Genomic DNA, 19308 nt, shown 5'->3' on the forward strand with positions numbered 1-19308 from the left:
AAATCAGGATGAAGCTTATCTTCATCCTGATTTTTGTGTGGTTAAACGTTAGTTGGATTCATCCTTTTTACTCTTAAGTAGAAAAGTTGCTGTTAGGACTAGACTCAATCCTGACAAGAATAGTAGTGGATTGGATGTTTCACCAGTAGCTGGAAGTTGTTCTTTAGGAGAATCATTTGCAGATTGAACAAGGTCTGGACTAGATGAAACTTGCTTAGAGCTGTTGGCTAATGGTTTGATATCTGTTTCACTTGGTTTTTGATTTGCAGTAATTGATGCTCCATTAGCTCGATAAACGACTGCATAGGTGCTGAAATGACTAGTCGTAAATTCTGCCATTCCCTCGCGAATAGTAAAATCGAGTGCCTGTAACTCTTTTGATGGAGTTAGGTAGTAAACATTTTCGACAGCAGAGGAAATAGGCAAGCGAACCAAGACAGATCCTTTTGGTTGTAAACTCTGGTCTGTTGAATTTTTAAGGTGAAGATCGTAAGCATCATAGGTCTTACCAAATAGTTCTTGAGCTAAGACATGTCTGCTAGAAATATGAGAAATTCCCTCTAAGTCAGTCGCTCCTCCAATAATTTCAACTCCAGTCCTTTCATCCTTTAAGACACGAAGTTTATATCCAGGAACAGAAACAGTAGGTGCTTGCTCCTGTCCTGCTGTGCCGATAGGTTTCGTGTACTCAGGAATAGAAACCGTAAGTGCTTGCTCTTGTCCTGCTGTGCCGATAGGTTTCGTGTACTCAGGAATAGAAACCGTAGGCGCTTGCTCTTGTCCTGCTGTGCCGATAGGTTTCGTGTACTCAGGGATAGAAACCGTAGGTGCTTGCTCTTGTCCTGCTGTGCCGATAGGTTTAGTATATTCAGGAATAGAAACGGTAGGTGGCTGTTCTTGTCCCATCGTGCCGATAGGTTTAGTGTATTCAGGGATAGAAACCGTAGGTGCTTGTTCTTGTCCCACTGTGCCGATAGGTTTAGTGTATTCAGGGATAGAAACCGTAGGTGCTTGTTCTTGTCCCACTGTGCCGATAGGTTTAGTGTATTCAGGGATAGAAACCGTAGGTGCTTGTTCTTGTCCCACTGTGCCGATAGGTTTAGTGTATTCAGGGATAGAAACCGTAGGTGCTTGTTCTTGTCCCACTGTACCGATAGGTTTAGTGTATTCAGGGATAGAAACCGTAGGTGGTTGTTCCTGTCCTGCTGTGCCGATAGGTTTAGTGTATTCAGGAATTTCTACAATAGGAGCAGGATCATCTCCCTTGCTTGTAGTTGGTTGCTGATTCTCAACCTTCTTCTCATCCTTTTTGGTAAAGACAGCTACTACAGGACTGCTTGTTGTATTTTCCTGGATAGAATAAGCTTCTATCGCATTTCCAACTTTTCGATTGGTTTCGTCAGGGATAGGGATTTGTACCTGTTTATCTTGGATTGATAAGACAGTCTGATCCCCAGTCGTAACCAGATGATTATCGTCTATCCTGCGTAAAACGAGTGGATCTTTGATACCAGGGAAGGTTACAGCGATGGCTTCCCAATCTCCAGCTGGAAGAGTTAAAGAGATGTTTTTATCCCCTTCCTTAAGTGGTGCGATACTTGGACTATCCAAGCTTACAGCTGGAGATTTAATCACATCAAATGAATCTAGAGAAATTTTCTTGCGACCTGCTGGTGAATTTGGATCAACTTTCAATGTCAAAATATGATTACCATCGGTCAGATTAGTAAATTCTCCAATTAAGGTTGCCTTTTGGGTAGCTCCAGCTGTGTAGAAGTCTAGACTTGGCATTTCTTTGCCATCTAGTGTCACGAGAGCTTTTCCGAGAGCGGATGTTTTAAGTCCGTAAATTCGAATACCTGTTCCAGTAAATGGAATGGTTGCTTGAGCTTCTGAAGCAGTACTTGGGTCACTGTTATTGATGTCCGCATATTTTTCTGTGCTCTTATATAATTCAGTGTCGCTCCAATCTTTGAATTGAGATCCGTATTGAATGCGAGAGTCACGGTCATCCATTTTTTCAATAGTTGTTCCCTGTCCAGGTAAAACTTTAAAGTAGTCTAAGGAAATTTTGGAACGTTCACTGCCACGGTGTTTATGCTCTTGTTTTACAGTGATGGTCATCACATGAGCACCATCTGACAATCCTGTGAAGCGACCGATAAGGCTCCCTTTTTCAGTTGCACCTGCAGTATAAAAGTCCAGTTCACCGACTGATTTACCATCGATTTTGACTTCAGCGATTCCCAATTGAGATGATTTGAGACCATAGATTTCAATGCCAACACCATTGAAAGGAATGGTTGCTGTCGCATCTTTATCTGTATAGTTACCTAGTGAAAGGTCGGCAAACTTCTCTGTTCCTCCAAATAATTCTGAGTCTGCCCAGTTTCCAAATGCAGAACCGTATTGGATTCGGCTATCACGGTCATCCATCAATTGGTTATAGGTTTCGACATTGGCCTTTTCGGATACCTGTGTAGAAACATTACCTAGCATAGCCTTAACAGTATAAGTGTAGACGAGTTGAGGATTGAGTGAGCGGTCGATAAAATGGGTTTGATTGGTTACAAATTCTCTGCTTGCAGAGGTTTGGCCAGATTCGTCTTTCGCTTGTCTTTGGATAACATAGTGGGTAGCGCCTTCTACTTGGTTGAAGGTAAGTTCGGCAGTGACGCCATTTTGTCTAACTGCTGTCAGACTGGTTACACGACCAGGGAAATGTTCAAAGGTAATGACATCACCTTTTTGTGTTGCCAGTTGAATGCGGCCATCTTTAAGAACAGTTGCTTTGACAGATTTGCCATTAACCTTAACCTGACTGGCTTCGATATTTGGATAATCTACAACTAGGTCTCCACCGACATTTGAAAGGAAGGACAAGCTTTGCAGGTTTTTATCTTTCCACTTCATGCTAACTTCAAAGTTACCACGGGCAACCAGACCAGAAACCTGACCGTCTTTCCAAGCATCTGGAAGGGCTGGCAATGGTGCAATGTAGCCAGTGTGTGATTGAAGAAGCATTTCTGCAATTCCACTGGTTGCTCCAAAGTTTCCATCGATTTGGAAAGGTGCGTGCGTATCCCAAAGGTTTTCTAGGGTTGAATACTTGAGCTGTTCAGCGAGCAAGCGATGGGCGCGGTTACCGTCCAGCAGACGAGCCCAGAGATTGATTTTATTAGCCTTAGACCAACCAGTACCACCATCTCCGCGGTGATTGAGGGTAGCACGTGCAGCCTCTAAGTATTCAGCCTGGTCCTTGCTAAAGAGTGTACCTGGGAAGAGGCCAACTAGGTGGGAAACGTGGCGGTGGTTATTTTCAATCCCTTCATTAGTGAATTGTGGACTGTCTTCCTCGTACCATTCCTTGATGCGTCCCTCTTTGTTGATGTGAAGGGGTTTTAGTTTGTCAAATTTAGCCTTGACCTCTGTTACTAAGTCTTGGTCGACTTTTAGATGGTTTGCAACTTCCATGTAGTCGTGGAATAGCTGCCAGACTAGCGACTGATCAAAGGTGTTTCCGATGGTGATGGTACCATGTTCTGGTGAGTAGGATGGAGAAGACACCCAACGGTCACTGGCCTGGTCATAGTGCAAGAAGGAGTTCCAGAACTTAGCAGTCTCTTTCAACATAGGATAAATCTTTTCTTTGAGATAAGTCTCATCCTTGGTGAATTTATAGTAGTCATAGACGTTCTGCATCATCCAGGCATTAGCTGCTGGCGACCAACCCCAATAGTAATTCCAACCAGGAGTAGTCCAGCCAAAGGGTGTAGCTTGAGTGTGGACCAGCCAGCCATTTTCTTGTCCATCTTTGGATTCGATGCCAGCGTATTCCTTAGCAGCGATACGGCCATAGTAACGCATATCGTCAATGTAATTGATCATTGGCTTGGCTGTTTCAGCTAGATTGCTCATGTAGGCTGGCCAATAGTTCATTTGCAAATTGACATTGAGGTGGTAATCAGCGTTCCAAGGTGGATTGTCTACGGCATTCCAGACTCCTTGTAGGTTGGCAGGAAGGGCATCTGTCCGATCACGAGACGAACTAATCAATAAATAACGTCCGTATTGGAAGAAAAGTTCTTCCAGTTTTTGCCCTTTTGTTGGGTTATAGGTTTGAAGGGCCTCTTTTGTCGTTTGAGCAATATTGCTTCCACCTAGGTTTAGTTTAACGCGGTTAAAGAGGCTTTGATAGTCTTTGATATGGTTCCTTTTAAGTGTCTCGTAGTCTTTGCCCTGAGCAGCTTCTACAATCCCTTTAACTGTTTTTTCGAGGTCAATGTCTTTTCGATAGTTGGTTTTAGGATTTTGAGCAAAGTTAGTCTTGGCACTGAGTAAAAGCGTAGCGTAGCTGGCCCCTGTGATCGTTAAACTATCCTCATGAACAGTAACTTTTCCGTCCGTTTTAATTCCTAGATAGGATGCGAACTGGAGGCCATTATCTTTGACTGTACCTTTTAGTAGGATACCATTTGGGTCTGTCGTAACATGGCCACTCTTGTAGTTAGAATACTCCGCTGAGTAGTCTCCGTTAGCAAGTAAATCTTCTGTTAAGCTATTCCAAACTGTAAAATCAAGTTTTTTGTCCCCTTTTTGGGTCAAGTGGGTCACGGTGACATCATCAGGGTAACTTGAGAAGGTTTCTCTTTTAAAGGTCGTTCCATCTTGGGTGTAAGAAGTTGTAGTAGTGGCTTCTGTGATATCCAAACCACGGTGATAGTCTGTAACTGTATCCAGCCCCTTTTTCTGGTTATTGAAGACCATGAAGATATCACCAAAGGCTAGATAACGTCCATACTGGGCATTGTTTGGTCCAACTAGATTTTGTTCAGCTAATCGTTTGGCTTTTTGGCGATCTCCGTCTTCAAGAGCCTTACGAATTTCTGCTAAAATTTTATACCGTTCCTGATAGTTTCCTCCATTATAGTCGGTACTGTCGGGACGCGGTCCACCTGACCAAAGAGTTTTTTCGTTGTATTGGATTCTCTCCTCGCCGATGAGACCAAAAACCTTAGCACCCATTTCACCATTCCCAACTGGAAGGGCTTGTTTTTCCCAGCCATCATAGGAAGGAGCTGTTGGTCGATCATAGTTTAGCTGATAGTTGCTTTGTTCTGTCACAGGTAGTTCTTGTTTTTCGGTTTCCTTATTTTCATTAGGTTTGACAATAGCCTCAGTACTGGCTTGATTAGTTGTAGCAGAGGCAACATTAGCCTCAGCGGGTCTGCTTTCAGAAACACTATTATCAGCTAGAACTGGTTTTGAATGGTCAACTGCTTCGCTTGGCTGTGTGTGCTCGGTTGATTCAGTTGTTTTCGTAACGGTATCTGTCTTAGTTGTAGTTTTCTCTAGTGTAGACTCATTTTGCTTTACTTCAGTAGTATCAGCAGAGACGGTATGACTAGCTAGAAAAACTGCTCCAAGCAAAACAGAGGCTGTGCCGACTGTTAGCTTTCGAATACTGTAGCGACAGGATTTCTCCCTCCAAATTTTTTCCATAGAAACCTCCTTCATTAATTAAAAGCGCTTTCATTTTTATGAGACGAACTTTTATTTCTATATTGTATTGTTAATCTAATTTTACCAGCTAATGAAGTATTGTCAAGGGGATTTGAGAAGGATATATATTTGATATTGTTTTGTATTAAAAAAGTGGAGGGAACGAATGGTAAGAGAGTGTATTTTTAATATTCTTTCTAGTTTTGATTAGAACAATAAGCCAACTTTATTACAGTCTACCCATCCCTGAAAGCGTAAAACAAACTAGTCAGGGTGGCTAGTTTATGGTATAATGAAAGAGACTCAAAAAGAAACAGGAGAAATATGATGGATTTACTATTAGCAATTGTATTGATTGTGCTAGCTTTTCTAGGAGGAGCTCTTGGAGGAATGTACTTGGTTCGTAAGCAAATTGAAAAAGAATTCGCTGACAACCCACGTTTGAATGCTGAAGCAGTTCGTACTCTTTTGAGTGCAAATGGTCAAAAACCAAGCGAAGCTAAGGTACAACAAATTTACCACCAAATCATCCGCCAACAAAAGGCAGCCCTTGCTAACAATAAAAAGAAAAAATAAATAAGGAAAAGTCTGGGATGAAAGTTCCAGACTTCTCACTATGTTGGTTATGGTTTAGGGATGAGACTTTTTCCTTGCATTCTATTGATATTTGATTATGATTAAGAGAGATAGTTATTGATTAGGCTGTCATTCAGTTCATAAGGATCAATAATCATAATGAACTATCAATCAGAAAAAAACTAGAAAGAAGACTGTATGGATAATCGACCAATTGGTTTTTTGGATTCGGGTGTCGGGGGCTTGACCGTTGTGCGCGAGCTCATGCGCCAGCTTCCCCATGAAGAAATCGTCTATATTGGAGATTCGGCACGGGCGCCTTACGGACCCCGTCCTGCTGAGCAAATTCGTGAATATACTTGGCAGTTGGTCAACTTTCTCTTGACCAAGGATGTCAAAATGATTGTCATTGCTTGTAATACTGCGACTGCGGTCGTCTGGGAAGAAATTAAGGCTCAACTAGATATTCCTGTCTTGGGTGTGATTTTGCCAGGAGCTTCGGCAGCTATCAAGTCCAGTCAAGGTGGGAAAATCGGAGTCATTGGAACGCCCATGACAGTACAATCTGACATCTATCGTCAGAAAATCAACGATCTGGATCCGGACTTACAGGTGGAGAGTTTGGCCTGTCCCAAGTTTGCTCCCTTGGTGGAGTCTGGTGCTTTGTCAACCAGTGTCACCAAGAAAGTGGTCTATGAAACCCTGCGTCCCTTGGTTGGAAAGGTGGATAGCCTGATTTTGGGCTGTACCCATTATCCACTTCTCAGACCTATTATTCAAAATGTTATGGGGCCCAAGGTTCAACTTATCGATAGTGGGGCAGAGTGCGTACGAGATATCTCAGTCTTACTTAATTATTTTGAAATCAATCGTGGTCGCGATGCTGGACCACTCCATCACCGTTTTTACACAACAGCCAGCAGCCAAAGTTTTGCACAAATTGGTGAAGAATGGCTGGAAAAAGAGATTCATGTGGAGCATGTAGAATTATGACAAATAAAATTTATGAATATAAGGATGAACAGGACTGGTATGTCGGGTCCTATGGTATTTTTGGTGGCGTCCGGACGTTGACGGATGATGACTTGGATTTTCCTCTATTGGAGTTTGCCCAAAGATTTCGAGATGAGGATCGAGGTTTTCCTGTTTCTGTTACTGTTTTACGCTATGGTTCTCTCTACCGTTTATTGTCTTTTGTGGTAGATATCCTCAACCAAGAAATGGGACGAAATCTGGAAGTCATCCAACGTCAGGGAGCTTTTCTCTTGATTGAAAATGGGCAACTCCTGCATGTAGCATTGCCTAAAGAAGGGGTCAATGTTCATGATTTCTTTGAGACAAGCAAGGTCAGAGAAACCTTATTGATTGCGACTCGAAACGAAGGCAAGACCAAAGAGTTCCGAGCTATCTTTGATAAGTTAGGCTACGATGTGGAAAATCTTAATGACTATCCTGACCTGCCTGAAGTAGCTGAAACAGGCATGACCTTCGAAGAAAATGCCCGTCTCAAGGCAGAAACCATTTCTCAATTAACGGGCAAGATGGTTTTGGCAGATGACTCAGGTCTCAAAGTCGATGTCCTTGGTGGCTTGCCAGGTGTCTGGTCAGCTCGTTTCGCAGGTGTGGGAGCTACTGACCGTGAAAACAATGCCAAACTCTTGCACGAATTGGCCATGGTCTTTGAACTCAAGGACCGCTCGGCTCAATTCCATACAACCCTAGTTGTGGCCAGTCCAAACAAGGAAAGCTTGGTTGTTGAAGCAGACTGGCCAGGCTACATTAACTTTGAACCTAAGGGTGAAAATGGATTTGGTTACGATCCTCTCTTCCTTGTAGGAGAGACAGGCAAGTCCTCAGCTGAATTAACCCTTGAAGAAAAAAATAGTCAATCTCACCGCGCCTTAGCCGTTAAGAAACTTTTGGAGGTATTTCCATCATGGCAAAGCAAACCATCATTGTAATGAGCGATTCCCATGGCGATAGCTTGATTGTGGAAGAAATCCGTGATCGCTATGTAGGCAAAGTTGATGCCGTTTTTCATAACGGCGATTCTGAACTGCGTCCTGATTCTCCCCTTTGGGAAGGCATCCGCGTTGTTAAAGGGAACATGGACTTCTATGCCGGCTATCCAGAACGTTTGGTGACCGAGCTTGGTTCGACCAAGATTGTCCAAACTCATGGCCACTTGTTTGACATTAATTTCAACTTTCAAAAGTTGGACTACTGGGCTCAGGAAGAAGAGGCCGATATCTGCCTTTATGGTCACTTGCATGTGCCAAGTGCTTGGATGGAAGGCAAGACCCTTTTTCTAAATCCAGGCTCCATCAGTCAACCACGTGGGACCATCAGAGAATGTCTCTATGCTCGTGTGGAGATTGATGATAGTTATTTTAAAGTGGACTTTTTGACACGAGACCATGAGGTGTATCCGGGCTTGTCCAAGGAGTTTAGCCGATGATTGCCAAGGAGTTTGAGACTTTCTTGTTGGGGCAAGAAGAAACTTTTTTGACCCCTGCTGAAAATCTAGCTGTGTTGATTGATACCCACAATGCGGATCATGCGACCCTCTTGCTCAGTCAGATGACCTATACCCGTGTTCCCGTTGTAACAGATGAAAAACACTTTGTTGGGACGATTGGGCTCAGAGATATTATGGCTTATCAGATGGAGCATGACTTGAATCAAGAAATTATGGCGGATACGGATATTGTTCATATGACCAAAACGGATGTAGCGGTTGTTTCGCCTGATTTTACCATTACGGAGGTCTTGCACAAGCTGGTAGATGAGTCCTTCTTGCCGGTTGTGGATGCGTCTGGTATTTTCCAAGGAATTATCACGCGCAAGTCTATCCTAAAGGCAGTGAATGCCCTCTTGCATGACTTTAGTAAGGAATATGAGATTCGATGCAAATGAGAGACAGGATTTCAGCCTTTTTAGAAGAAAAGCAGGGCTTATCTGCCAATTCCAAACAGTCCTATAAGTATGATTTAGAGCAATTTTTAGACATTGTGGGCGAGCGGATTTCTGAGACCAGTCTCAAGATTTACCAAGCCCAACTAGCCAATCTAAAAATCAGCGCCCAGAAGCGGAAGATTTCAGCCTGTAACCAATTTCTCTACTTTCTCTATCAAAAAGGAGAGGTGGACAGCTTTTACCGCTTGGAATTAGCTAAACAAGCTGAAAAGAAAACCGAAAAACCAGAAATTTTAGACCTAGACTCTTTTTGGCAGGAAAGTGACTATTCAGAGGGTCGCTTGCTAGCGCTCTTAATCCTAGAAATGGGGCTCTTGCCGAGTGAGATTTTAGCTCTCAAGGTTGCGGACATCAATCTGGATTTTCAGGTGTTGCGAATCAAGAAGGCTTCCCAACAGAGGATTGTCAGCATTCCCACGACCTTGCTTTCAGAATTGGAACCCTTGATGGGCCAGACCTACCTTTTTGAAAGGGGAGGGGAAGCCTATTCTCGTCAGTGGGCCTTTCGTCAGCTAGAAGCTTTTGTCAAGGAGAAAGGTTTCCTAGCCTTATCAGCCCAAGCCTTGCGGGAACAGTTCATTCTACGACAAATTGAAAACAAGGTCGATTTGTACGAAATTGCAAAAAAATTAGGATTAAAAACAGTCCTGACCTTAGAAAAATATAGATAATGGATATTAAATTAAAAGATTTTGAAGGACCCCTGGACTTGCTCTTGCATCTTGTTTCTAAGTACCAGATGGATATCTACGATGTGCCCATTACGGAAGTCATCGAACAGTATCTAGCTTATGTTTCAACCCTGCAGGCCATGCGTCTGGAAGTGACGGGCGAGTACATGGTCATGGCCAGTCAGCTCATGCTGATTAAGAGCCGCAAGCTTCTTCCAAAGGTAGCAGAAGTGACAGATTTGGAAGATGACCTAGAGCAGGATCTTCTCTCCCAAATCGAAGAATACCGCAAGTTCAAGCTCTTGGGTGAGCACTTGGAAGCTAAGCACCAAGAACGGGCCCAGCACTATTCCAAAGCGCCGACAGAGTTGATTTACGAAGATGCGGAGCTTGTGCATGACAAGACGACCATTGACCTCTTTTTGGCTTTTTCAAATATCCTAGCAAAGAAAAAAGAGGAGTTTGCCCAGAATCACACGACTATCTTGCGGGATGAGTATAAGATTGAGGATATGATGGTTATCGTGAAAGAGTCCTTGACTGGACGAGATCAATTGCGCTTGCAGGATTTGTTTAAGGAAGCCCAGAATCTCCAAGAGGTCATCACCCTCTTTTTGGCAACCCTAGAGTTAATCAAAACCCAGGAGCTGATCCTCGTGCAAGAGGAAAGTTTCGGAGATATTTATCTCATGGAAAAGAATGAAGAAAGTCAAGTGGCCCAAAGCTAGACTTGATAGAGAGGAAAGATGAGTACTTTAGCAAAAATAGAAGCGCTCTTGTTTGTAGCGGGTGAAGATGGGATTAGAGTCCGCCAGTTAGCTGAACTCCTCTCTCTGCCACCGACAGGTATCCAACAGAGTTTAGAAAAATTAGCCCAAAAGTATGAAAAAGATCAAGAGTCGAGCTTGTCCCTGATTGAGACAGGTGGAGCTTATAGATTGGTGACCAAACCTCAACTTGCAGCGATTTTGAAGGAATATTCCAAAGCTCCCATCAACCAGAGCTTGTCTCGGGCAGCTCTTGAGACCTTGTCCATCGTTGCCTACAAGCAACCTATCACACGGATAGAAATTGATGCCATCCGTGGGGTCAACTCGAGTGGAGCCTTGGCAAAGTTGCAGGCTTTTGACCTGATAAAGGAAGACGGGAAAAAAGAAGTGTTGGGGCGCCCCAACCTCTATGTAACTACGGATTATTTCCTAGATTACATGGGGATAAACCATTTAGAAGAATTACCAGTGATTGATGAGCTTGAGATTCAAGCCCAAGAAAGCCAATTATTTGGTGAAAGGATAGAAGAAGATGAGAATCAATAAGTATATTGCCCACGCAGGTGTGGCCAGTAGGAGAAAAGCAGAAGAGCTGATCAAGCAAGGCCTGGTGACGGTTAACGGCCAAGTGGTACGTGAACTAGCAACCACTATCAAGTCAGGCGACAAGGTCGAAGTTGAAGGTCAACCTATCTACAACGAAGAAAAGGTCTATTATCTGCTTAACAAACCACGCGGTGTCATTTCCAGTGTGACAGATGACAAGGGGCGTAAGACTGTTGTCGACCTCTTGCCCAACGTGAAGGAACGCATCTACCCTGTAGGTCGTTTGGACTGGGATACATCAGGAGTCTTGATTTTGACCAATGATGGGGATTTTACGGATGAGATGATTCACCCTCGTAATGAGATTGACAAGGTTTATGTCGCGCGTGTTAAAGGTGTGGCCAATAAGGATAATCTCCGCCCCTTGACTCGTGGACTTGAGATTGATGGCAAGAAAACCAAGCCGGCTGTTTATGAGATTCTCAAAGTGGATCCGGTCAAAAACCGCTCTGTGGTGCAGTTGACTATCCATGAAGGGCGTAACCACCAGGTTAAAAAGATGTTTGAAGCTGTCGGTCTCCAAGTGGACAAGTTGTCACGGACTCGTTTCGGACATCTAGACTTGACAGGACTCCGTCCAGGAGAATCCCGTCGTCTTAATAAAAAAGAAATCAGTCAACTACACACCATGGCTGTAACTAAGAAATAATGAAACGAATTTTAATAGTGCCTGTGCGCTTTTACCAACGGTTTATCTCACCAGCCTTTCCCCCCTCTTGTCGCTTTGAGCCGACTTGTTCCAACTACATGATTCAGGCTATTGAAAAACATGGCTTCAAGGGTGTTTTGATGGGCTTGGCTCGGATTTTACGTTGCCATCCCTGGTCGAAAACAGGTAAGGACCCCGTCCCAGATCATTTTTCACTCAAACGAAATCAAGAAGGAAAATGAGGCTAGGGAAAAATATTTTAGTGAAATGATAAAAACGCATCCTATCAGGTTTGAGTGAGCTTGATAGGATGCGTTTTGTCATGTAAAGATGTTAGTTGAGTTTGAAGTAGCTTATTTCAAGGCTTTTTGAGCGTCTTCAATCATGAGTTTTGTTGATTCAAGACCGCCTCCACTTAGATACCAGAGGTCTGGTGTGAGTTGGATAATTTTACCATTTTTAGAGGCAGGAGTTTCAGCGATGAGGGCATTTTCTAGGACGCCATCGTTGCTAGAATTGTCGCCACCGATGGCAAGGGTGCGGTTGATGACAAAGAGGATATCGGGATTGATTTCTTTGACACTTTCAAAGCTGACTTCTTGTCCGTGGCGTGACTCTTCAAATTGAGTATCAGTTGGCTTGAATTTCAAGGTTTGGTATAAGAAAGAGAAACGAGATTGGGCACCAAAGGCAGCCATTTTTCCTTCGTTGAGGAGGATAGCAAGGGCTTTTTTGTCAGAACTTTCGTTTTTAGTTGCGACTTCTTGGATGCTCTTGTCTAGCTTGGCCAATTCTTCCTTGGCTTTCTGTGTACCAGTTTCACCAAAGGCGCCTGATAAGGATTCGATATTAGCCTTGGTAGAAGTCCAGTAGTCGTCCTTGCCTGCTTGGAAGAGAACAGTCGGAGCGATTTCGTTGAACTTATCTACGAATTTTTGGGTACGTGGTGAAGCGATAATTAGGTCTGGTTCAAGAGCAGCAAGGGCTTCTAGGTCTGGCTCAACCATAGAACCAACATTTTTAACTTTTCCAGCTAGGTCTTTAAGATAAGTCGGAACAGTTTTTGTAGGCATTCCGACGATATTCTTTTCAAAACCTAAAGCGCGAATAGTATCCGCAGCACCGAGGTCAAAGGTCACAATCTTTTCAGGGACTTTTGAAAGTGTGACTACACCTAGTGAACTTTTAATGGTTACCTCTGTTGGAGCAGAGCTACTTGACTCCGTCTTACTAGTGCTTGAGTTTGTACTACATGCACCAAGTAGGAGCAAGAAGCTGGCCGCTAGGGCAGTGAGATAAAGTTTAAGGGATGTTTTCATGATTTCTCCTTTTTAAAATGTGATAACGACTTAGGGAGTCTCTAGGTTTTATTGACTAAGAGACAAAGTTTCTTCTAACTCGAGTTTCTGAGTTGCTAGCTATAGATACAAATCTTTTTGCCATTGATATCAGCTAGCGTGATGGGAATCTCATAGAGTTGACTGAGCAGGTCAGCCTGCATGATTTGATTGGTTGTTCCTTTGCTAAAGACTTGACCGTCCTTGAAGGCGACAATCTCATCTGCATACTGACTAGCCATGTTGATATCGTGGAGGACGATGATAATGGTTTTGCCGAGTTCCTCCACCAGTCGCTTGAGAATCTGCATCATGCTGACGCTTTGCTTGATGTCGAGATTGTTGAGTGGTTCGTCCAGCAAGATAAAGTCCGTATCCTGGGCCAGTACCATAGCGATAAAGACCCGCTGGAGTTGTCCCCCAGACAGGCTATCGATGTAGCGGTCTTTTAAGTTGGTCAGTTCTAAATAGTCCAGAGTTTCTAGGATTTTTTCCCAGTCTTCTGCTTTCAGTCGACCTCGGCTGTAGGGAAAACGTCCAAAACTGACCAGTTCTTCAACAGTCAATTTGGCTTGGTAATTGATTTTCTGCTTTAGGATAGTCAGTTCTTAAGCCAGTTCTTGCGAATTCCAGCTCTCGATTTCACGGCCTTTGATACTGAGAATTCCCTGATCTTTCTTGGTCAGTCTGCTCATGATGGAGAGGAGAGTCGATTTTCCAGCACCATTTGGGCCAATAAAGGCTGTCAGTTTCTGAGGACTGACTTCAAGCGAAATGCCTTGCAAAATATCCTGTTTTTGAATGGATTTGTCAATGTTTTCCAGTTTCACCGACGCGCCCTCCTATAAAGTAAGATAAAGAATAAGAGACCACCTACGCTCTCGATGACCATGCTGATGCGAATTTCCAGTGCAAATACTCGTTCAATCAGGGCCTGCCCCAAGGTCAAGCTAATAAATCCAACCAGAATGGCCACGATAAAGAGCAACTTGTGTCGATAGTCTTTGACGATTAGGTAGGTGAGGTTGGCCAACATAAAACCGAAGAAGGCCATAGGTCCTACCAGGGCAGTGGCCGTTGAGGTCAAAAGCACGATGCCCCAGAGGAGTTCTTTCTGTTCTTTTTCAACATCGAGTCCCAATATCTGAGCTGTTTCTCTTTGCAGGTGCAAGACATCCAGAATGACTGCTTTCCGAAAGAAAAAGATTGTCAAAGTAAGGATAATCAGAGAACCGATGGCTAGGATGGAAGTGTTGAGATGTTGAAAGGAGGCAAAAAGGCTGTTTTGCAGTTTATCATATTCATTTGGATCCATCAGGACCTGAAGGAAGGTACTGATATTTCGAAAGAGACTTCCAAGGGCTAGACAGATTAGCAGGATAAAGACCAGATCTTGCTTCATCAGCGTCTTCAAGTAGCCTTGCAAGGCGAGAAAGAAGAGAGATTGGACGAGAAGTAAGATTAGGAATTCTAAGATGGGAGACTTCCCGAGTTGAAGAAACTTACTTTCAAAAACCAGTAGTAGGGTTTGCAGTAGGACGTAGAAGGATTCGATTCCTAAAATACTTGGCGTCAGGAAACGATTTTCCGTCAGTGTTTGAAAACTAATGGTCGAAATCCCTGTCGCGATAGCTACCAAGAGATAAACGATGATCTTTTGGGAACGCAGCTTCCAAGCGAAGGTGGACAGGTGAGTAATGGGCCAAAAGTAGAGAAGGCAAGCTCCGATGGCAAGAATAATGAGAAGCCAGAATAGCTTAGTATGTTTGCTTTTAGACTGCATCTTTTCGTCCCCCTCTCCAGAGAAGTAGGATAAAGACGAGGCTACCAATGATTCCTAGTAGAAGACTGACAGACAGCTCATAGGGCCGAATTAGAACTCGGGATAGGATATCGCAGGCTAGGACCAGATTGGCACCGACCAGTGCGACCATGAGCTTGGTTTGGCTCAGATTATCTCCGTAGCGCTTGCGAACAAGATTGGGAACGATGACCCCGAGAAATGGCAAGCCACCCACAGTAATCATGGTGACACTAGTCGTTAGTGCCACCAGAAAGAGGGCCAGTTTTTCAAGTAGGGAGTAGGAAATCCCCAAACTTTCGCTAGTTTCTTTTCCTAGATTCATGATGGTAAAAGTTTGGGATAATTTCCAAACGGCTATCAGGATAATGAGGCCTAAGAAGAGCCACTCATACTGATGAGTCTGAATCATGGAGAAGGAGCCCTGGGTCCAGGCTGTCATACTCTGAACCAGATTGAAACGGTAGGCGATAACTTCTGTCACAGAACCAATAATCCCGCTATAGATGATCCCAATCAGAGGCAACATCCACCTTTCCTTTACAGTAAAAATGGTCATAAAGGCTAGGAAGAAGAGGGTGAATACGATGGATGAAACAAAAGCGAAGAGCATCTTTTGGGTCAGACTAGCCGACGGAAAGACAAAGAGGCTCAATACCATTCCCAGTTTGGCGGCTTCAGTGGTTCCAACTGTACTCGGAGCAGCAAACTGATTTTGAGTGATAGTCTGCATGAGCAGTCCTGCCATACTCATACTAGAGGCCGTCAGGAGAATACTGATGGTTCTTGGAAGACGGGACTCTTGAAAGAGAAGCAAAGTTTCATGATCCAGAGCAAAGAGTTTTCCCCATGAAAAATCACTGGTCCCAATGCTAATAGAGAGAAAGACTAGGAGTAGAAGTAAGCCAATTAAATAATGAGAAAGTTTCATGCCCCATCCTTTCATGTAGATTTGGTACCGAAAGATACCTGCGGATATTACTGTAACACGATTTATTTAATCTGTCAATAAATTTTCTGACAATTTAATGTAAAAAGAAAGAAAAATTCCTGAAACAAGTGCGAAATCCCTCTTTTATAGGATAAACTTGCAAAACCCAATCCACCTTCCCGCTATCCTTCTCCTTTAAAAAGTGGTAAAATGGATGAAAGAAAGAAGGAACTGAAATGACAACATTATTTTCAAAAATCAAAGAAGTAACAGAACTTGCTGCGGTCTCAGGTCATGAAGCACCTGTCCGTGCTTATCTTCGTGAAAAGTTGACACCGCACGTGGATGAAGTGGTGACAGATGGTTTGGGTGGTATTTTCGGGATTAAACATTCAGAAGCTGCAGATGCACCGCGCGTCTTGGTCGCTTCTCATATGGACGAAGTTGGTTTTATGGTCAGCGAGATTAAGCCAGACGGTACCTTCCGTGTCGTAGAAATCGGTGGCTGGAACCCCATGGTGGTTAGCAGCCAACGTTTCAAACTCTTGACTCGTGATGGTCATGAAATTCCTGTGATTTCAGGATCTGTTCCGCCACATTTGACTCGTGGTAAGGGCGGACCAACCATGCCTGCTATTGCAGATATCGTCTTTGATGGTGGTTTTGCGGATAAGGCTGAGGCAGAAAGCTTTGGCATCCGTCCTGGCGACACCATTGTTCCAGATAGTTCTGCAATCTTGACAGCCAATGAAAAAAATATCATCTCAAAAGCTTGGGACAACCGCTACGGTGTTCTTATGGTTAGTGAATTGGCAGAAGCTCTGTCAGGTCAAAAACTCGGAAATGAACTCTATCTTGGCTCTAACGTCCAAGAAGAGGTTGGTCTCCGTGGTGCTCATACTTCTACAACTAAATTTGACCCAGAAGTTTTCCTAGCAGTTGACTGCTCACCAGCAGGTGATGTCTACGGTGGTCAAGGCAAGATTGGGGATGGAACCTTGATTCGTTTCTACGATCCAGGTCACCTGCTTCTCCCAGGTATGAAGGATTTCCTTTTGACAACGGCTGAAGAAGCTGGTATCAAGTACCAATACTACTGTGGAAAAGGCGGAACAGACGCTGGCGCAGCTCATCTGAAAAATGGTGGTGTCCCATCTACAACAATCGGTGTTTGCGCTCGTTATATCCATTCTCATCAAACCCTCTACGCTATGGATGACTTCCTAGAAGCTCAAGCTTTCTTGCAAGCCTTGGTGAAGAAATTGGATCGTTCAACAGTTGACTTGATTAAAAATTATTAAACTTAAGGAGGTGGTAGGGATGGTAGAACCAAACCTAGAAATCCTTGTAAAAGATCTTTACAATCATGCTCGACATGATTTGAGTGAAGATTTAGTTGCTGCTCTCCTAGAGACTGCTAAAAAACTGCCTTCTACAAATGAGCAATTGCTGGCAGTTCGTCTCTCAGGCCTGGTCAATCGTGAATTGCTCCTAAATCCCAAACATCCGGCACCTGAGTTGCTCAACTTAGCTCGCTTTATTAAAAGAGAAGAAGCTAAGTACAGAGGAACCGCAGCTTCTGCGCTTATGTATGGGGAGCTCTTTAAAATGCTTTGATTCCATTGTGAATCAAAGCATTTTTCTATATGTTAGAAAAGCAATTCTAGATTAGGAAAAGAAAAAAGCCATCCTATTTAGGATAGCTTCTTGGTTCTTAGATTTGTTCAGCGATGACCTTTTCAGCTAGATTCATAGCGTGGTCAGATACACGAGTATAGTGGGAAATGATGTCGATAAAGTTGACCCCAGCTTGTGTTGAACACTCGCCCTTGTTGAGGCGTTTGATGTGGGTCTTTCTGAGAACACGTTCCATATTGTTGATTTCTTTATGGCGTTCAATCAGACTTTGAGCTTTTTCAATATCATTGTTTTCCACGCTGTCAAGGGCATCTTTGATAAAGCCAGTGGTCTTTTGATAGATATCAGCTAATTCCTGTAAAGCAGCTTCAGAGAACTCAACGTTTTTACGTTGAAGGTAGTCAGTCAGGTTGATTAGCGCTTCTGCGTGGTCCCCAATTCGTTCCAAATCGCGGGATGAATCAAGAATGTTGGTGAGCACTTCACTTTCTTTCTGGCTAAGAGCTTCACTTGAAAGAGTAATAAGGTAACGAGTCAATTTTTCATCAATGGTATTGATGGCTTCTTCTGTCTTGTGGCCTTTTTCAGCAACCTTTTCATTGAGGTTAATGATGTAGTTGTATGAAAGGTCAAAGGCTTTAGAAGCATAATTTCCCAAGTGAAGGAGTTCTTTTTTGGCATTTCCGAGAGCGATTGATGGAGCTTGTTTAATCAAATGCTCATCAAGATAAAGTGGCTCGTACTTGACAACTTCATCTTCACCAGGGATGAGCTTGGTTACAAAGTAGGCCAAGGCTCCGATGAATGGAAATTGGATAATAGTATTTGTGATATTAAAGGTTCCGTGGGCGAAGGCAATGGTCATTTCTGGAGCCAGATTGAGTGTAGATTCAAACCATTGAATCAAGCCAGTGAAAGGTACAAGGAAGACAATACAGATAACCGTACCAATCACGTTAAAGGCGACATGGGCACCAGCAACACGTTTGGCAGCGATATTGGCTCCAAGAGAAGCAATAATAGCTGTAATGGTCGTTCCGATATTATCACCAAACAAGACTGGTAGGGCACCTTGTAGATCAATCAAACCACTTGCGTAAAGATTCTGTAGGATACCGATAGTTGCGGAAGAAGCTTGAATGAGTAGGGTTAGTCCAGTTCCGACAAAGACACCTAGAATAGGACTCTTACTTAGTTCAACCATATAGTCTCTAAAGACTTGCAGGTCTTTTAGAGGTTCCATTGCACCGCTCATAAGATTGAGAGCGAAGAAGATACCACCTACACCAAAAATGATACGTCCGATGTTATTGATAGAGCGATTCTTGGTGAAGAAGAGACAAATCGCTCCGATGAAAAGCATTGGTAAGGCGTAATCTCCTAGCTTAAAACCGATGATAAAGGATGTAACGGTAGTTCCAATATTGGCACCCATGACAATACCGATAGCTTGACGCAAGGTCAAAAGTCCTGCGCTGACTAGCCCCACTGTAATGACTGTGACCCCAGAACTTGACTGAATTAGCGCCGTCATACCGATACCAACTAGCACACCGAAGAACGGATTGCTAGTGTACTTGTCAATGTAAAAACGAAGGCGATCTCCAGCAGCTTGTTGCAAACCGTCTCCCATGGTCTTGATACTATATAAGAATAGTCCCAGACCACCTAAAAAGTGAAATAAAATTTCCTGCCAATTAATGGACATTTCTTTTTCCTCCGAAAAATAATAACGGAATTTCTCCTATTCTATTTTAAAGGATAAAAGTAAATCTAACAAGTGTTTAGATGAAATTTTCCTAAGAAAAGGCAACTTTCTTTAAAAATAGTGAGTAAATTTACTTTCCAAGA

The 19308-nt window shown here is 43.3% G+C and carries 17 protein-coding genes and 1 pseudogene; 12 read left to right on the top strand and 6 right to left on the bottom strand.

Annotated elements, in window-relative coordinates:
• Positions 1 to 48: 48 nt before the first annotated feature.
• Positions 49 to 5502, bottom strand: coding sequence for an SIALI-17 repeat-containing surface protein (locus M594_RS01765; RefSeq protein WP_254597178.1), 5454 nt, complete (start codon positions 5500 to 5502; stop codon positions 49 to 51).
• Between the two features lie 327 nt (positions 5503 to 5829).
• Between M594_RS01765 and M594_RS01770 the strand changes: the two genes are divergently transcribed.
• From M594_RS01770 to yidD, 10 genes are all read left to right on the top strand, one after another.
• A complete protein-coding gene (locus tag M594_RS01770; protein WP_173875808.1) occupies positions 5830 to 6078 on the top strand; it encodes a YneF family protein in 249 nt (82 codons plus the stop codon).
• Positions 6079 to 6276: 198 nt separating this feature from the next.
• On the top strand, positions 6277 to 7071 hold the full coding sequence (racE, locus tag M594_RS01775) for a glutamate racemase (protein WP_033684754.1): 795 nt from the start codon (positions 6277 to 6279) through the stop codon (positions 7069 to 7071).
• Positions 7068 to 8039: a nucleoside-triphosphate diphosphatase gene (locus M594_RS01780; protein WP_173875809.1), complete on the top strand. Its 972-nt coding sequence runs from the start codon at positions 7068 to 7070 to the stop codon at positions 8037 to 8039. The genes racE and M594_RS01780 overlap by 4 nt, the downstream gene beginning before the upstream one ends.
• Positions 8015 to 8536, top strand: coding sequence for a metallophosphoesterase (locus tag M594_RS01785; protein ID WP_173875810.1), 522 nt, complete (start codon positions 8015 to 8017; stop codon positions 8534 to 8536). The genes M594_RS01780 and M594_RS01785 overlap by 25 nt, the downstream gene beginning before the upstream one ends.
• On the top strand, positions 8533 to 8994 hold the full coding sequence (gene cbpB, locus M594_RS01790) for a cyclic-di-AMP-binding protein CbpB (protein ID WP_173875811.1): 462 nt from the start codon (positions 8533 to 8535) through the stop codon (positions 8992 to 8994). The genes M594_RS01785 and cbpB overlap by 4 nt, the downstream gene beginning before the upstream one ends.
• Positions 8991 to 9725 carry a site-specific tyrosine recombinase XerD gene (xerD, locus tag M594_RS01795; protein WP_302478534.1) on the top strand — a complete coding sequence of 245 codons (735 nt, stop codon included), beginning with the start codon at positions 8991 to 8993 and terminating at the stop codon, positions 9723 to 9725. The genes cbpB and xerD overlap by 4 nt, the downstream gene beginning before the upstream one ends.
• The gene (locus M594_RS01800) at positions 9725 to 10453 is read left to right on the top strand and encodes a segregation/condensation protein A (RefSeq protein WP_173875813.1); all 729 of its coding nucleotides are present in this window, start codon (positions 9725 to 9727) and stop codon (positions 10451 to 10453) included. The genes xerD and M594_RS01800 overlap by 1 nt, the downstream gene beginning before the upstream one ends.
• 18 nt (positions 10454 to 10471) lie before the next feature.
• Positions 10472 to 11041 carry an SMC-Scp complex subunit ScpB gene (scpB, locus tag M594_RS01805; protein WP_173875814.1) on the top strand — a complete coding sequence of 190 codons (570 nt, stop codon included), beginning with the start codon at positions 10472 to 10474 and terminating at the stop codon, positions 11039 to 11041.
• Entirely contained in the window at positions 11028 to 11750 is a 723-nt protein-coding gene (locus M594_RS01810; protein WP_001222228.1) for a pseudouridine synthase, read from the top strand. Before scpB ends, M594_RS01810 begins: the two co-directional genes overlap by 14 nt.
• Positions 11750 to 11992 carry a membrane protein insertion efficiency factor YidD gene (gene yidD / locus M594_RS01815; RefSeq protein WP_173875815.1) on the top strand — a complete coding sequence of 81 codons (243 nt, stop codon included), beginning with the start codon at positions 11750 to 11752 and terminating at the stop codon, positions 11990 to 11992. The genes M594_RS01810 and yidD overlap by 1 nt, the downstream gene beginning before the upstream one ends.
• A 111-nt stretch (positions 11993 to 12103) precedes the next feature.
• Here the strand turns inward: yidD and M594_RS01820 are convergent, their stop codons facing one another.
• The 4 genes and pseudogenes from M594_RS01820 to M594_RS01835 all read right to left on the bottom strand — a co-directional run bounded on the left by M594_RS01820 (position 12104) and on the right by M594_RS01835 (position 15819).
• Positions 12104 to 13069: a siderophore ABC transporter substrate-binding protein gene (locus M594_RS01820; protein WP_173875816.1), complete on the bottom strand. Its 966-nt coding sequence runs from the start codon at positions 13067 to 13069 to the stop codon at positions 12104 to 12106.
• Positions 13070 to 13164: 95 nt separating this feature from the next.
• Positions 13165 to 13917 (bottom strand): annotated as a pseudogene (locus M594_RS01825) (ABC transporter ATP-binding protein).
• Positions 13914 to 14870 (bottom strand): iron chelate uptake ABC transporter family permease subunit, encoded by a 957-nt coding sequence (locus tag M594_RS01830; protein ID WP_173875817.1) that lies wholly within the window; start codon positions 14868 to 14870, stop codon positions 13914 to 13916. Before M594_RS01830 ends, M594_RS01825 begins: the two are co-directional and overlap by 4 nt.
• Positions 14860 to 15819: an ABC transporter permease gene (locus M594_RS01835; protein ID WP_173875818.1), complete on the bottom strand. Its 960-nt coding sequence runs from the start codon at positions 15817 to 15819 to the stop codon at positions 14860 to 14862. The genes M594_RS01830 and M594_RS01835 overlap by 11 nt, the downstream gene beginning before the upstream one ends.
• A 236-nt stretch (positions 15820 to 16055) precedes the next feature.
• Here M594_RS01835 and pepA point away from each other — a divergent pair, with 236 nt between their 5' ends.
• Entirely contained in the window at positions 16056 to 17120 is a 1065-nt protein-coding gene (gene pepA / locus M594_RS01840) for a glutamyl aminopeptidase (RefSeq protein ID WP_033684763.1), read from the top strand.
• A gap of 19 nt (positions 17121 to 17139) precedes the next feature.
• On the top strand, positions 17140 to 17436 hold the full coding sequence (locus tag M594_RS01845; RefSeq protein ID WP_173875819.1) for a bacteriocin immunity protein: 297 nt from the start codon (positions 17140 to 17142) through the stop codon (positions 17434 to 17436).
• A 97-nt stretch (positions 17437 to 17533) separates the two neighbouring features.
• On the opposite strand, the gene M594_RS01850 is transcribed toward M594_RS01845, so the two are convergent.
• The gene (locus M594_RS01850; protein WP_004255933.1) at positions 17534 to 19165 is read right to left on the bottom strand and encodes a Na/Pi cotransporter family protein; all 1632 of its coding nucleotides are present in this window, start codon (positions 19163 to 19165) and stop codon (positions 17534 to 17536) included.
• Between the last annotated feature and the right edge of the window lie 143 nt (positions 19166 to 19308).

The sequence above is a fragment of the Streptococcus mitis genome (genome assembly GCF_013305725.1).
Lineage (GTDB): Bacteria > Bacillota > Bacilli > Lactobacillales > Streptococcaceae > Streptococcus > Streptococcus mitis_BO.

Excerpts from the sequence above, each read along its gene's own strand:
- M594_RS01765 (WP_254597178.1), bottom strand. The coding sequence starts at position 5,502 with ATGGAAAAAATTTGGAGGGAGAAATCCTGTCGCTACAGTATTCGAAAG.
- M594_RS01770 (WP_173875808.1), top strand. The coding sequence starts at position 5,830 with ATGGATTTACTATTAGCAATTGTATTGATTGTGCTAGCTTTTCTAGGA.
- racE (WP_033684754.1), top strand. The coding sequence starts at position 6,277 with ATGGATAATCGACCAATTGGTTTTTTGGATTCGGGTGTCGGGGGCTTG.
- M594_RS01780 (WP_173875809.1), top strand. The coding sequence starts at position 7,068 with ATGACAAATAAAATTTATGAATATAAGGATGAACAGGACTGGTATGTC.
- M594_RS01785 (WP_173875810.1), top strand. The coding sequence starts at position 8,015 with ATGGCAAAGCAAACCATCATTGTAATGAGCGATTCCCATGGCGATAGC.
- cbpB (WP_173875811.1), top strand. The coding sequence starts at position 8,533 with ATGATTGCCAAGGAGTTTGAGACTTTCTTGTTGGGGCAAGAAGAAACT.
- xerD (WP_302478534.1), top strand. The coding sequence starts at position 8,991 with ATGAGAGACAGGATTTCAGCCTTTTTAGAAGAAAAGCAGGGCTTATCT.
- M594_RS01800 (WP_173875813.1), top strand. The coding sequence starts at position 9,725 with ATGGATATTAAATTAAAAGATTTTGAAGGACCCCTGGACTTGCTCTTG.
- scpB (WP_173875814.1), top strand. The coding sequence starts at position 10,472 with ATGAGTACTTTAGCAAAAATAGAAGCGCTCTTGTTTGTAGCGGGTGAA.
- M594_RS01810 (WP_001222228.1), top strand. The coding sequence starts at position 11,028 with ATGAGAATCAATAAGTATATTGCCCACGCAGGTGTGGCCAGTAGGAGA.
- yidD (WP_173875815.1), top strand. The coding sequence starts at position 11,750 with ATGAAACGAATTTTAATAGTGCCTGTGCGCTTTTACCAACGGTTTATC.
- M594_RS01820 (WP_173875816.1), bottom strand. The coding sequence starts at position 13,069 with ATGAAAACATCCCTTAAACTTTATCTCACTGCCCTAGCGGCCAGCTTC.
- M594_RS01830 (WP_173875817.1), bottom strand. The coding sequence starts at position 14,870 with ATGCAGTCTAAAAGCAAACATACTAAGCTATTCTGGCTTCTCATTATT.
- M594_RS01835 (WP_173875818.1), bottom strand. The coding sequence starts at position 15,819 with ATGAAACTTTCTCATTATTTAATTGGCTTACTTCTACTCCTAGTCTTT.
- pepA (WP_033684763.1), top strand. The coding sequence starts at position 16,056 with ATGACAACATTATTTTCAAAAATCAAAGAAGTAACAGAACTTGCTGCG.
- M594_RS01845 (WP_173875819.1), top strand. The coding sequence starts at position 17,140 with ATGGTAGAACCAAACCTAGAAATCCTTGTAAAAGATCTTTACAATCAT.
- M594_RS01850 (WP_004255933.1), bottom strand. The coding sequence starts at position 19,165 with ATGTCCATTAATTGGCAGGAAATTTTATTTCACTTTTTAGGTGGTCTG.